This is a genomic window from Pseudomonas sp. P5_B3 (assembly GCF_056400405.1).
The window spans coordinates 209,521-222,350 of the sequence record NZ_JBFULI010000001.1 but is presented as its reverse complement, the minus strand read 5'-3'; the positions used below and the strand labels follow the sequence as shown (position 1 = coordinate 222,350).

15 protein-coding genes are annotated in these 12,830 nt (G+C 59.7%); 9 read left to right on the top strand and 6 right to left on the bottom strand.

What is annotated here, in order from left to right; genetic code table 11:
* The 4 genes from pstB to AC1DRN_RS01075 all read left to right on the top strand — a co-directional run bounded on the left by pstB (position 1) and on the right by AC1DRN_RS01075 (position 3,886).
* Positions 1 to 834: a phosphate ABC transporter ATP-binding protein PstB gene (gene pstB, locus AC1DRN_RS01090; RefSeq protein WP_007995399.1), complete on the top strand. Its 834-nt coding sequence runs from the start codon at positions 1 to 3 to the stop codon at positions 832 to 834.
* Between the two features lie 111 nt (positions 835 to 945).
* Complete coding sequence (gene phoU / locus AC1DRN_RS01085; RefSeq protein WP_007992846.1) at positions 946 to 1,707, top strand: phosphate signaling complex protein PhoU; 762 nt, start codon at positions 946 to 948, stop codon at positions 1,705 to 1,707.
* Between the two features lie 167 nt (positions 1,708 to 1,874).
* Positions 1,875 to 2,783: a response regulator gene (locus tag AC1DRN_RS01080; RefSeq protein ID WP_223460492.1), complete on the top strand. Its 909-nt coding sequence runs from the start codon at positions 1,875 to 1,877 to the stop codon at positions 2,781 to 2,783.
* Positions 2,784 to 2,989: 206 nt separating this feature from the next.
* Positions 2,990 to 3,886, top strand: a complete 897-nt coding sequence (locus tag AC1DRN_RS01075) for a peptidoglycan DD-metalloendopeptidase family protein (RefSeq protein ID WP_223460490.1) — start codon at positions 2,990 to 2,992, stop codon at positions 3,884 to 3,886.
* A gap of 46 nt (positions 3,887 to 3,932) precedes the next feature.
* Here the strand turns inward: AC1DRN_RS01075 and AC1DRN_RS01070 are convergent, their stop codons facing one another.
* The 3 genes from AC1DRN_RS01070 to phoB all read right to left on the bottom strand — a co-directional run bounded on the left by AC1DRN_RS01070 (position 3,933) and on the right by phoB (position 7,449).
* Positions 3,933 to 5,273, bottom strand: a complete 1,341-nt coding sequence (locus AC1DRN_RS01070; protein WP_218431557.1) for a hemolysin family protein — start codon at positions 5,271 to 5,273, stop codon at positions 3,933 to 3,935.
* 124 nt (positions 5,274 to 5,397) lie between these two features.
* A complete protein-coding gene (gene phoR / locus AC1DRN_RS01065; protein ID WP_256357357.1) occupies positions 5,398 to 6,684 on the bottom strand; it encodes a phosphate regulon sensor histidine kinase PhoR in 1,287 nt (428 codons plus the stop codon).
* Between the two features lie 75 nt (positions 6,685 to 6,759).
* Positions 6,760 to 7,449: a phosphate regulon transcriptional regulator PhoB gene (gene phoB, locus AC1DRN_RS01060; protein WP_003229608.1), complete on the bottom strand. Its 690-nt coding sequence runs from the start codon at positions 7,447 to 7,449 to the stop codon at positions 6,760 to 6,762.
* Between the two features lie 153 nt (positions 7,450 to 7,602).
* Here phoB and AC1DRN_RS01055 point away from each other — a divergent pair, with 153 nt between their 5' ends.
* Positions 7,603 to 7,986: a COG4315 family predicted lipoprotein gene (locus AC1DRN_RS01055; RefSeq protein ID WP_223460489.1), complete on the top strand. Its 384-nt coding sequence runs from the start codon at positions 7,603 to 7,605 to the stop codon at positions 7,984 to 7,986.
* 78 nt (positions 7,987 to 8,064) lie between these two features.
* Here AC1DRN_RS01055 and ubiA read toward each other — a convergent pair whose 3' ends face one another.
* Positions 8,065 to 8,955, bottom strand: coding sequence for a 4-hydroxybenzoate octaprenyltransferase (gene ubiA, locus AC1DRN_RS01050; RefSeq protein ID WP_223460487.1), 891 nt, complete (start codon positions 8,953 to 8,955; stop codon positions 8,065 to 8,067).
* A complete protein-coding gene (locus AC1DRN_RS01045) occupies positions 8,955 to 9,518 on the bottom strand; it encodes a chorismate--pyruvate lyase family protein (RefSeq protein ID WP_223460485.1) in 564 nt (187 codons plus the stop codon). Before AC1DRN_RS01045 ends, ubiA begins: the two co-directional genes overlap by 1 nt.
* A 200-nt stretch (positions 9,519 to 9,718) precedes the next feature.
* On the opposite strand from AC1DRN_RS01045, the gene AC1DRN_RS01040 reads away from it, so the two are divergent.
* From AC1DRN_RS01040 to AC1DRN_RS01030, 3 genes are all read left to right on the top strand, one after another.
* On the top strand, positions 9,719 to 9,889 hold the full coding sequence (locus AC1DRN_RS01040; RefSeq protein WP_007995385.1) for a rubredoxin: 171 nt from the start codon (positions 9,719 to 9,721) through the stop codon (positions 9,887 to 9,889).
* 18 nt (positions 9,890 to 9,907) lie between these two features.
* Positions 9,908 to 11,056: an NAD(P)/FAD-dependent oxidoreductase gene (locus AC1DRN_RS01035; RefSeq protein WP_223460483.1), complete on the top strand. Its 1,149-nt coding sequence runs from the start codon at positions 9,908 to 9,910 to the stop codon at positions 11,054 to 11,056.
* Positions 11,057 to 11,250: 194 nt separating this feature from the next.
* Positions 11,251 to 11,526 carry an HU family DNA-binding protein gene (locus AC1DRN_RS01030; RefSeq protein ID WP_223460480.1) on the top strand — a complete coding sequence of 92 codons (276 nt, stop codon included), beginning with the start codon at positions 11,251 to 11,253 and terminating at the stop codon, positions 11,524 to 11,526.
* Positions 11,527 to 11,659: 133 nt separating this feature from the next.
* On the opposite strand, the gene AC1DRN_RS01025 is transcribed toward AC1DRN_RS01030, so the two are convergent.
* Positions 11,660 to 12,010: a DUF6124 family protein gene (locus AC1DRN_RS01025; RefSeq protein ID WP_223460478.1), complete on the bottom strand. Its 351-nt coding sequence runs from the start codon at positions 12,008 to 12,010 to the stop codon at positions 11,660 to 11,662.
* A gap of 388 nt (positions 12,011 to 12,398) precedes the next feature.
* Here AC1DRN_RS01025 and AC1DRN_RS01020 point away from each other — a divergent pair, with 388 nt between their 5' ends.
* Positions 12,399 to 12,782 carry a helicase gene (locus AC1DRN_RS01020; RefSeq protein WP_223460476.1) on the top strand — a complete coding sequence of 128 codons (384 nt, stop codon included), beginning with the start codon at positions 12,399 to 12,401 and terminating at the stop codon, positions 12,780 to 12,782.
* Positions 12,783 to 12,830 lie beyond the last annotated feature (48 nt).

The window sequence follows — 12,830 nt, the reverse complement described above, 5'->3', positions numbered from 1 at the left end:
ATGCAGCACGAAGCACATACCCACGGCATCAACATGTCGGCGCTGGGTCGCGACAAGCAGAGCCTGAACCTCGAGCAGGAAACCGTGGCCATCGAAGTGCCGGGCCTGAGCCTGTTCTACGGCGAAAAACAAGCGCTGTACGACGTCAGCATGAATATCCCGAAGCAGCGCGTGACCGCCTTCATCGGCCCGTCCGGCTGCGGCAAGTCCACGCTGCTGCGTACCTTCAACCGCATGAACGACCTGGTGGATGGCTGCCGTGTCGAAGGCGAGATCAACCTGTACGGCAGCAACATCTACCGCAAGGGCGAAGACGTGGCCGAACTGCGTCGCCGCGTCGGCATGGTGTTCCAGAAGCCGAACCCGTTCCCGAAAACCATCTACGAAAACGTGGTTTACGGTCTGCGCATCCAGGGCATCAACAAGAAACGCGTGCTCGACGAAGCTGTCGAGTGGGCGTTGAAAGGCGCGGCATTGTGGGACGAGGTCAAGGACCGTCTGCACGAGTCGGCACTGGGCCTGTCCGGTGGTCAGCAGCAGCGTCTGGTGATCGCCCGCACCATCGCCGTGGAGCCGGAAGTGCTGCTGCTCGACGAACCGTGCTCGGCACTTGACCCGATCTCTACGCTGAAAGTCGAAGAGCTGATCTACGAACTGAAATCCAAGTTCACCATCGTCATCGTGACCCACAACATGCAACAGGCGGCGCGGGTGTCCGACTACACCGCGTTCATGTACATGGGCAAACTGGTGGAATTCGGCGACACCGATACCCTGTTCACCAATCCGGCGAAGAAGCAGACCGAAGACTACATCACCGGTCGCTACGGCTAGCAGCAGCCACAAGCCGCACGCTTCAAGCGGCAAGTAGGAGCGGTTCGGGTACGACACACATCAGCTTGCAGCTTGTAGCTTGCAGCTCACAGCTTTTGCGGAGCAGACAACATGATTTCTAAGGAAGGCCTTACACACCACATCTCCCAGCAGTTCAACGCCGAACTGGAGGAAGTGCGCAGCCACCTCCTGGCCATGGGCGGGCTGGTCGAGAAACAGGTCAATGACGCGGTGACCGCGCTGATCGAGGCCGACTCCGGCCTGGCCCAGCAGGTGCGCGAGATCGACGACCAGATCAACCAGATGGAACGCAACATCGACGAAGAATGCCTGCGCATTCTGGCCCGTCGTCAGCCGGCGGCTTCCGACCTGCGCCTGATCATCAGCATTTCCAAATCGGTGATCGACCTGGAGCGCATCGGTGACGAAGCGACCAAGATCGCCCGTCGCGCCATCCAGCTGTGTGAAGAAGGCGAAGCGCCGCGCGGTTACGTCGAAGTGCGCCACATCGGTGACCAGGTGCGCAACATGGTCCGCGATGCACTGGATGCCTTTGCCCGTTTCGACGCCGAGTTGGCGTTGTCGGTGGCGCAGTACGACAAGATCATCGACCGCGAATACAAGACCGCACTGCGTGAGCTGGCGACCTACATGATGGAAGATCCGCGTTCTATCTCGCGGGTTCTGAGCATTATCTGGGTGCTGCGTTCGCTGGAGCGTATCGGCGACCACGCACGCAATATCTCGGAGCTGGTGATTTACCTGGTGCGCGGCACTGACGTGCGGCACCTGGGCCTCAAGCGCATGAAGGAAGAAGTTGAAGGAACCAGTGGCGAAACCGCTAATGTTCCGGGCAAAACTGACGATAAGTAAGATTGCCCAAGTAAAGCGCCCGGCCTTTTGGCCGGGCGTTTTTGTTTGCGGCTTACAAATTCGAAAAGCAGCACCCGCGAACGAAAAGTCCGGCGTGACTGAAGGTTTTTGGCAATGTGCCATCAGCAAGGCGGTATGCTGGCCGGGATTTTTTAAAGGGGTGGTGGATGAGTAAGGTCAGTGTGTTGGTCGTGGACGACGCGTCGTTCATTCGTGACTTGGTGAAAAAGTGCCTGCGCAATTATTTCCCGGGCATGCGGATCGAAGACGCGATCAACGGCAGAAAGGCCCAGGCCATGCTGGCCAAGGAAGCCTTCGACCTGGTCCTGTGCGACTGGGAAATGCCGGAAATGTCCGGCCTGGAATTGCTGACCTGGTGTCGTGAGCAAGACAACCTCAAAACCATGCCATTCGTGATGGTGACCAGCCGTGGCGACAAGGAGAACGTCGTCCAGGCGATCCAGGCCGGAGTTTCCGGTTACGTCAGCAAGCCGTTCACCAACGAGCAACTGCTCACCAAGGTCAAGCAGGCGCTGCACAAGGTCGGCAAACTCGACGCCTTGATCAACGTAGCCGCGACCAAAACAAGCTCGGCATTCGGTAACGACTCCCTCGCCGCCTTGACCGGTGGCAAGGCGCCCGTTGCCACGCCAACGGCCGCACCCGCACCTGCACCGTCCAAGGGCTTGCTCAACAATCCGCCGGTCAAGGCGCCAGCGGCCTCTTCGGCACCCGCCAGCGGCCGTGGCCAGGGTCAACTGCGTTTGCCGAACGGCATCCAGCAATGTGTGATCAAGGCCTTGAGTCTCAAGGAAGCCCTGCTGGTGGTGAAGCGCAGTGAGACCCTGCCGCAGATCCTCGACAGCGCCGTGCTGGACCTGGAGCAAGGCGACAATGCCGAAGTCGCCCGCCTCAACGGCTATCTGCACGCCGTCGTGGCCCACGAACCGAAGCCTGACAGCGACTGGCTGCAACTGACCTTCCGTTTTGTCGATCAGGATGCGCAGAAGCTCGATTACATCTCGCGCCTGATTGCGCGGGGTACGGCGCAGAAGCACTTCATTCCTGGCGCTTAAGGCGCGTCGCCTGACAGTCCGCCATCGCGAGCAAGCTCGCTCCCACAGGTCCGGCGTGAATCCTGTGGGAGCGAGCCTGCTCGCGAAGGGGCCATCACTGCTACCGCATATCTGCTGAACACCTTTTCTGAAACATCTGCCGACTACCCGGGTCCATTGCAGCTGCTAGGCTCAATCCCAGGCCTCACTCGACAGAATCCTTGCTCATGTTCACGCGCCTGCTGTTTTTATGTGGCCTGTTCATGGTCGCCACCTCGGCCATGGCCATGACTATCTACAAGTCCAAAGACGCTTATGGTGTGGTTTCCTACAGCGACCGCCCCAGCAAAGGCGCCCACGTGTTCGTTTTTCGCGATGGCATGGTCGAGCACCTTGAGCGTCAGGTGCGCCTCGTCGTCATGAAGAAAAATGGTGTGCACAGCGTTTACGTGCGCAATGACCTGTATGCGCCGGTAGAAGTCGAATTGAGTTTTGCCGGGGTGAAGAACGCCAGCGGTGTGCCGGGCGGGACGATTCGGCGCGTGATACCGCTACGCAGCAGCGTTCGCCTGGCGCAGCTTACGGCGACTAAAGGTGGAAGGCCCCTCGCGTACGTCCCGAAGTTCAAATACTCCCTGGGCGACCCCTCAGGGCCCACGGTGGGCTATCGGTACCCCTTGCCCTGGCGTGGCGGACCGTTCCGGATCAGTCAGGGTGCCAATGGCCCCTACAGCCATTTCGGGCCCAAGAGCCGATATGCCATAGACATCGCAATGCCTGAGGGTACGCCGATCATTGCCGCGCGTGGCGGCGTGGTGGTGAAAACCGAAAATCGCCAGAGCGGGCGCGGCACTGATGCATCCGGCAATTTCGTGCGGGTGCTGCACGATGACGGGACCATGGGCGTTTACCTGCACCTGAAGAAAGGCTCGGTCTGCGTTCGGGAAGGTCAGAGGGTAAAGGTCGGCAGTGCGTTGGCGTTGTCCGGCAACACCGGCAACAGCACCGGGCCGCATTTGCACTTCGTGGTGCAGCGCAATACCGGGCTGGGGCTGGTGTCGATTCCTTACCAGTTCAACCAGCCGGTGGGTGCGTTGCCCAACTTTGCGTTGGGCAAGAAGTGAGGCGTTGTCTGGTCTGACGCCATCGCGGGCAAGTCGGATAAGCCGGTTAATCCAGCATCAACACCTTGGCCAGAACGATCTTCGGCCCTTTCATCTTCTTGATGATGATCCGCAGGCCTTCGACTTCCAGCACTTCTTCCTCTTCCGGAACACGCTTGAGGCTCTCGTAGACCAGCCCGGCGAGGGTTTCGGCTTCGACGTGGTCGAGGTCGATGCCCAGCAGTCGTTCAACCTTGAACAGCGGTGTATCGCCCCGCACCAGCAGCTTGCCCGGCTGATACGCGAGGATCCCGCGTTCGGCCTTGCGGTGTTCGTCCTGGATGTCGCCCACCAGCACTTCCAGCACGTCTTCCATGGTCAGGTAGCCGATGATGTTACCGTCGGCCTCTTCGACTACAGCGAAGTGCGAGCCACCCTTGCGGAACTGCTCCAGCAACTGCGACAACGGCATGTGCCGCGACACGCGCTCCAGCGGTCGGGTCAGTTCGGCCAGGTTGAACGACTCGGGAATGTGGTCCAGCGCCGCCAGTTCCAGCAGCAGATCCTTGATGTGCAGCAGGCCGACGAACTCCTGGCGTTCGCTGTCGTACACCGGATAACGGCTGAACTTGTGGCGACGGAACAACGCCAGGATTTCCTTGAGCGGCGCATTGAATTCCAGGGTGACCAGGTCTTCTCGGGAGTTGGCCCAGTCGACCACTTCCAGCTCGCCCATTTCCACCGCTGACGCCAGCACGCGCATGCCTTGGTCGCTCGGATCCTGGCCACGGCTGGAGTGCAGGATCAGTTTCAGTTCTTCGCGGCTGTAATGGTGTTCGTGGTGCGGGCCGGGCTCACCTTGGCCAGCGATGCGCAGGATCTGGTTGGCGCTGGCGTTGAGCAGGTAGATGGCCGGGTACATGGTCCAGTAGAACAGGTACAGCGGCACGGCGGTCCACAGCGACAGCAATTCGGGTTTGCGGATCGCCCAGGATTTCGGGGCCAGCTCGCCGACCACGATGTGCAGGTAGGAAATGATGAAGAAGGCGGTGAAGAACGAAACAGCCTTGACCACTTCAGCGGAATCTACGCCCACGGCACTCAGTACAGGCGCCAGAAGGTGCGCAAACGCAGGTTCACCCACCCAGCCCAGGCCCAGGGAGGCGAGGGTGATACCCAATTGGCAGGCCGACAGGTAAGCATCGAGCTGACTGTGCACGGTGCGCAGGATGTGCCCGCGCCAGCCGTTTTTGTCAGCGATGGCCTCGACCCGGGTCGAGCGCAGCTTGACCATGGCAAATTCCGCCGCAACGAAAAACCCGTTGAGCAAAACCAGGATCAGAGCAAAAAGAATCATGCCGAAGTCGGCGAAAATTGTAGCGAGGGTCAAGCCAGGGGAAGGGTCCATGATGGAGTTTTGCGGGTTCCGTATAATCGAGAGGGAAGTAAAAAACCGCGCCTGAAAGGCAGGCGCAAGTCAGCCAATGTAGCGGCTGACCGGCCAGTTGCCTAGTGGTGCGTGCTGACCGGTATCAGTCGGCGGTGCTGATAACCCGGGATTTGGTGACCTGGGCCGGGGCAAAGTGGCAGGTGAAGGTGCTGCCGTGGCCCGGTACGCTGCTGATTTCCATCCGCGCCCGATGCCGTAACAAGACGTGTTTGACGATCGCCAGCCCCAGGCCGGTGCCTCCGGTGTTGGAGTTGCGGCTGGAGTCGACGCGATAGAAGCGTTCGGTCAGGCGCGGCAGGTGTTTGGCATCGATGCCGATCCCGGAATCCTGCACGCTCAAGTGCGCCCCTTGGTCATCGCCCCACCAGCGAATGCGGATATTGCCTTCGGCCGGGGTGTATTTCACCGCGTTGAACACCAGGTTGGAAAACGCGCTGCGCAACTCCGCTTCGCTGCCCTTGAGCAGAATCGTCGGGTCGGCTTCCAGGGTGATTGTCTGGTTTTTCTGGCCGGACAACTGCTGCGCATCGCTCTTGATCGATTGCAGCAAGCCGTCGATCGGCACCGGCTGGTTGTCCGACGGATAATCGGTGGCTTCCAGCTTGGCCAGCAACAACAGATCGTTGAGCAAGGTCTGCATGCGTCCGCCTTGTTGCTGCATCTGCTGCAAGGCACGGCTCCAGCGCGGGTTCACCTCGTCGACGTTATCGAGCAAGGTTTCCAGGTAGCCGCAGATCACCGTCAACGGTGTGCGCAGTTCATGGGAAACGTTGGCGATGAAGTCTTTGCGCATTTGCTCAAGCTGATGGATACGTGTCACATCGCGCACCAGCATCAAGTGTTCGTTGTTACCGTAACGGGTGATGTACAGCTGGATGCGCACGCGGTCGTTGGTCGGCGAAGGAATTTCCAGCGGCTCGGCGTAGCTGTCTTGCTCGAAGTATTCCTTGAAGCGCGGATGGCGCACCAGGTTGGTCACCGGCTGGCCGCTGTCCTGCGGGGTCTTGAGGCCCAGCAGGGTTTCGGCGGCGCGGTTCCACCATTCCAGGTTGCCGTCGCTGTCGAGCATGATCACCGCGTCTTTCAGCGCGGCGGTGGATTCCTGAACCCGGTCGATCACCGCTTGCAGGCGTCCGCGTACCCGTTGGTCGCGGCGTTGCAGGTGATAAATGCTGTCGAACACTTCCCCCCACAGGCCATAGCCGTCGGGTGGTGCTTCATCGGGTTTATGCAGGCGCAGCCACTCGTGCAGACGCAGCAATTGCTTGAGGGTCCAGGCCAGGTAAAGACCCAGGCCTGCGGCGAGGCTCCAGCCGTAATAGCCGGTGATCAGGCCGATCACCAGGCAGGCGGTGACCAGCAGCAGCATGTGGCGAATCAGGGTGCCATGCCAGTTTTGGTTCACGAAAAAAATACGTCCTTGAAAGTGGAACCGCTGCGATCATCAGGCCTTGGTCGAGAACCGGTAGCCAGTGCCGCGCACGGTTTGTACCAGATTTTCGTAAGCATCGCCGAGGGCTTTGCGCAGGCGTCGAATGTGCACGTCAACCGTACGCTCTTCGACGTAGACGTTGCCACCCCAGACCTGATCCAGCAACTGGCCACGCGTGTAGGCGCGCTCCTGGTGGGTCATGAAGAATTGCAACAGGCGGTATTCGGTCGGACCCATCTCGGCGGGACGGCCATCGATGGTCACGCGGTGGCTGATCGGGTCCAGCAGCAGGCCGCCGACTTCGATCGGTGCTTCGCCATCGGTCGGGCCGGCACGGCGCAGCACGGCCTTCAGGCGCGCGACCAGCTCACGGGGGGAAAACGGCTTGGTGATGTAGTCATCGGCGCCGACTTCCAGGCCCTGGATCTTGTTGTCCTCTTCGCCCTTGGCGGTGAGCATGATGATCGGGATGTCCCCGGTCAGTTCATCACGCTTGAGACGACGGGCCAGCTCGATGCCGGAGGTGCCGGGCAGCATCCAGTCGAGCAGGATCAGGTCCGGTTTGCGGTCGACGATAATGGCGTGGGCCTGCTGGGAGTTTTCAGCCTCCAGGCAGTCATAGCCGGCCATTTCCAATGCAACGGCGATCATTTCGCGAATAGGCGCTTCGTCGTCGACGATCAGAATGCTCCTGCCAACCATGCCCTTAATCCTCTTGTCATTTAACTGTCTTGCGCCGCATTAGATAACGGAATTATTGCAGTCGTGTGACAGTATTTTAGTCGGTCGGCGATTGGCTGGATCCTGGGCTAAGCTTTAAGTCCGAATCCTGACAACCACAAAAGGAAGGTTTCCATGAACTACATTGCTCAATCCTGGAAGGCTTTGCTGGTCACTGCTGCGTTAACGCTGCCGACACTGGCCTTTGCCGCCGAACCGGGCATGATGAAAGACGGCATGATGGTCGACCACAAAGGCATGACGGTCTACACGTACGACAAGGACGCGGGTGGCAAGTCGATGTGCAACGGCGACTGCGCCAAATACTGGCCGCCAATGATGGCGCCGGCGGGTGCCAAGGCCGAAGGTAAATGGACAGTCATCAAACGTGATGATGGCAAGATGCAATGGGCCTTCGACGGCAAGCCGCTGTACTACTACGAGGACGACAAAAAACCCGGAGACATGACGGGTGACAAGAAAAAAGACGTCTGGCACGTTGTTCACGAGCATATGTAACGGTTGTAGCGTGCCGCACCAGATCGCTGCCTTCGTTGCTCTGCAGGAGCTGCTGAAGGCGGCGATCTTTTTGATGCTTCAACGCAGCGCGTAATCCAGCACAATCCCGACGAAAATCGCCAAACCCGCCCAGTGATTGTGCAAAAACGCCTTGAAACAGCGCATCCGGTCCTTGCCTCGGGTGTACCAGAATTCCCACGCAAAACAGCCCGCCGCCGCCAGCAAGCCGAGATGGAACCAGCCACCGAGCTCGAACTTCGACCCGGCCAGCAACAAGCAGGCCAGCGCCAAGCCTTGCAGGGTCAGGATGATCACCCGGTCTGCATCGCCAAACAGAATCGCCGTGGATTTCACGCCGATTTTCAGGTCGTCATCGCGGTCAGTCATCGCGTAATAGGTGTCGTAACCCACCGTCCACATCAGGTTAGCGATCCACAGCAGCCACGCGACAGCCGGCAATTCACCGGTTTCGGCGGTAAAGGCCATCGGCATGCCCCAGGAAAACGCCGCGCCCAGTACCACTTGCGGGTAATAGGTGTAGCGCTTCATGAACGGGTAACTGAACGCCAGCGCCAGGCCGCCCAATGACAGCCAAATGGTCGCGGCATTGGTGCACAGCACCAGCAGGAAACTCACGCCCATCAGTAACGCGAAGAACACCAGCGCCTCTTTGGAACTGATCTTGCCGCTCACCAGCGGCCGCTGTTCGGTACGCTTCACATGGCCATCGACTTTGCGGTCCGCCCAGTCGTTGATCACGCAGCCGCCGGCGCGGGTCAGCACCACGCCGAGGACGAAAATAACGATATTGGCCAGGGACGGCGAACCCTTGCCAGCAATCCACAGCGCCCACAGCGTCGGCCACAGCAGCAGGTAAATGCCGATCGGCTTGTCCATGCGCGTCAGCTGAATGAAGTCCCAGGCCCGAGGATTCAAGCGGTTCAAGGACTTGAGCAGGCTTTGGTACATCAGTGGTTCTCCGGTTGGACGCGGGCGGCGTTCCATAGGGAAGGCAGGAAAATTTCGGCCACCAGCACGCTCAGCGCGCCACGGTCAAAACGCGAACGGCGGCCCCACAGCCCTGGCGATTGCACCTCGGCGGGCAGCCACGCTTGCGGATAATGGCAAACCTCGATGGCCCGGCGCTGAAAGGCCTGATCGCAAAACAGCAATTCGCCCAGCGAGCGGCTGCCCAGTTCGTCCATGTGCAAGCCGTCGCCTTGCAATGCACTGCGTGACGCCACGCTGCGCGCAAACACCCACGCCTGGCCGTGACCGCGCAAATACACCTCACGAACCCAGCCCTCACTGCCTTCGGTCAGGTCCAGTGCTGCGCATTCGTCGGCACGCAGGGGCTGCCAGCCTTCGAACGTCGGCGAGACGCTGAAGGCATCATTCGACAGATGAATCAGACGTCTGGTCAGCGAGCCTTCGTCGAACAGCCAGTCGAGGGTGGAGGCATCGGGGAGGGGCGCCAGTTCGCTGCGCGAGAGCCAGAGAGGAGCTGGAGAGGGGGATTCTGTGTGTTGCACAATGAGTCATTATTGGCAGCAAATGAGGCGGCGAGCTTAACATGTTGGCCGCTGATATCGATTGAAATGGCCTGCCGTTGCGCCGAACAGGCTTGCATCCGGCGGCCCCGATCAGTACAAAACGCGCTGAGTTGGGCGGCAGTGCTACAACCATCGACCGTCCGGCCGGCAAAACGCCTGAACCCTGAGGAAGTACCTGAATGAAAAAGTGGCAATGTATCGTCTGCGGCCTGATCTACAACGAAGCCGACGGTTGGCCGGATGACGGCATTGCGCCGGGCACCCGTTGGGAAGACGTCCCGGCAGACTGGCTGTGCCCGGACTGCGGTGTGGGCAAAATGGATTTTGAAATGATCGAAATCGCTGCCTGAATAATTGAGGAGTAAGGAATGAACGCACCTGTCGTAATCATTGGTACCGGCCTGGCGGGCTACAACGTGGCCCGCGAGTTTCGCAAACTCGATAGCGAAACCCCGCTGCTGCTGATTACCGCCGATGACGGACGCTCCTACTCCAAGCCGATGCTCTCCACCGGCTTCGGCAAAAACAAGGATGCCGACGGTCTGAGCATGGCCGAACCCGGCGCCATGGCCGAACAGCTCAGGGCCGAAATACGCACCCACACCCGCATCAGCGGCATCGACCCGGGCCACAAACGCCTGTGGATCGGTGAAGAAGCGGTGATCTACCGCGACCTGATCCTGGCCTGGGGCGCCGAAACCGTGCGCGTGCCCATCGAAGGCGACGCGGCGGACTGCGTATTCCCGATCAACGACCTGGAAGACTACGCATGCTTCCGTGCGGCGGCGGCCGGCAAGCGCCGCGTACTGCTGCTCGGTGCCGGCCTGATCGGCTGCGAGTTCGCCAACGACCTGACCCTGGGCGGCTACGAAGTGCAACTGGTTGCACCGTGCGAACAAGTCATGCCGACCCTGTTGCACCCGGCGGCCGCCGCTGCGGTGCAGGCAGGCCTCGAAAGCCTCGGTGCGCGTTTCCACCTCGGGCCGGTGCTCAACCGCCTGCAGCGCGTGGCTGACGGCCTGGAAGCGCACCTGTCCGATGGCCAGGTGATCCCGTGCGACGTGGTGGTCTCGGCCATCGGCCTGCGCCCACGGGTCGACCTCGCGGCAGCGGCCGGTCTGCAGGTCAACCGCGGCATCATGGTCGATCGGCACCTGAAGACCTCCCACGCCAACATCTACGCCCTGGGCGACTGTGCCGAGGTCGACGGGTTGAATCTGCTGTACGTCATGCCTCTGATGAGTTGTGCGAGGGCGCTGGCGCAAACCCTGGCCGGCACCCCGACCGCCGTCACCTATGGGCCGATGCCGATCACCGTCAAAACCCCGGTGTGCCCGTTGGTGGTGTCCCCGCCGCCACGGGGCGCAGAGGGCATTTGGACCGTCGAAGGGCAGGGCGCCGACATCAAGGTTTTATGCCGCGATGCCGCGGGCAAGCTGCTCGGTTACGCCCTCACCGGTGCCGCCGTGATGGAAAAACTGGCCCTGAACAAAGAGCTTCCAGCTCTGTTGGCGTAAATACCGGTCGTTCTGTCGGAATCACCCCCCTTTTGCCCCAACAATGGCCGCGCCGATACTGGCGCGGGGCCTCACTGCGTGCCATCCTCACTCCTGTCTGCCGCAGAGTAGAGCACCTGCGGCGCTTTGGGCGCTGCTCCGCAGAGAGCAGCACGGACATAACAACAACAAACCGTCAAAGGGGCTTCACTCACATGCGTAAACCAGAACTCGCTGCAGCCATTGCTGAAAAAGCAGACCTCACCAAAGAACAAGCCAACCGCGTTCTCAACGCCGTTCTTGAAGAAATCACCGGTGCCCTGCACCACGGAAAAAGCGTGACGCTGGTGGGCTTCGGGACCTTCCTGCAACGCCATCGCGGTGCACGCACGGGCAAGAACCCGCAAACCGGTGAGCCAGTGAAAATCAAGGCCAGTAATACCGTTGCGTTCAAGCCGGGCAAGTTTTTGAAAGACAGCGTTAATCCGTAATCCGTTTTCACCTCCCGCGCAGCGGGGGAGTGGAATAAAAAATGGGCACGCCAACCAGGGTTGGGTGCCCATTTTTTGTGGGGGGGGCGAATCAGCCGAGCCCGCTTTGTTGTTTGGCGAGGATCGCCGCCATTTACGGCTCATCCAGATGATCCAGTGCCCGCTCTACCAGCAAATGCGCCCCCTCAGCCACGCGACTGATCGCCAGGGCTACTGAGCGGCGCGAGCCGTCTACATCATCGGCCAGGTCAGCGGCGATGGCGCTGATGGACAGCAGATCTTCCGAGGCATTGGCCAGTAGGGTTTCGGTATGGATGTCCGGGCAGACGCTGAAGAGCTGACCCCTGCGTTTCGACTTTTCTTGTTCTGGTGGAGCGAAGTGGTGGTCGAGGACGCGTTCGGCAGCCTCGTGGAGTTTTTTGGAATCGAGGGATTCGTAGGGGGATGTGGCTTCGTTTTCGGATGCGTCGGGTATCGGAGTCATTGGTGTAAATCCTTGGTTAAGAAGTTTTGCTCCCGATTTCGGACTTGCACATCCGGTCGCCGTTTTTGGTGGTGACGATCAGAGGTTATCGATGAATTCAAAATTCGCCTAGTTCATGTATAAGGCAGCATTTTGAAGGAAGTTTCCGATAGGTTTGCAGGGTAGAGGGATCAAAAGATCGCAGCCTTCGGCAGCTCCTACAGAATGTGTTTCTTCAGGTACAGAAGTGGCGTGTGGAGTGGCTGGAGTGATGTGTTGATAATTGTGACTTAGTAGTCATCGTGCAGGTAATGGTAATGATCTTCTGCTAATGCAGCTGGATACTGGTGTTATCACCTGAAGCCGTTAAACTGCCCCGGCCGTTCATTTTTCTCTTGAGGCTGTGCGCATGAAATTTCGTTTTCTGCTGTGGATGCTGGGTTTATTGATGGGTAAGGCCAGCCGGACCAATCCGGCGTTTCAGCAGCAACTGGGTGACAAGGACCTGGTGTTTCAGCTGCAGACCCTGGACGGAAAAGTGGCGCGGCATTTCCGCGTGAAGGAGCAACGCATCACCAGCCAATCGGGTGTGCATGCCGAGCCAGCGTTTGCGATTGCCTTTAAAGACGCCGCGTACGGCTTTGCCACGATGCAGGCGAAGAACAAGCAACTGGCGTTCATGACGGGGATTCAGGACAAGTCGATTCAGATCAAGGGCAACCCGGCGCTGGTGATCTGGTTTCAGGGGTTGACCAAGTATTTGAAGCCGAAGAAGGCCAAGCCCAAGGCTTGAGGCCTTTCAGGTAGACCGAGTGATATTCATTGCGAGCAGGCTCGCTCC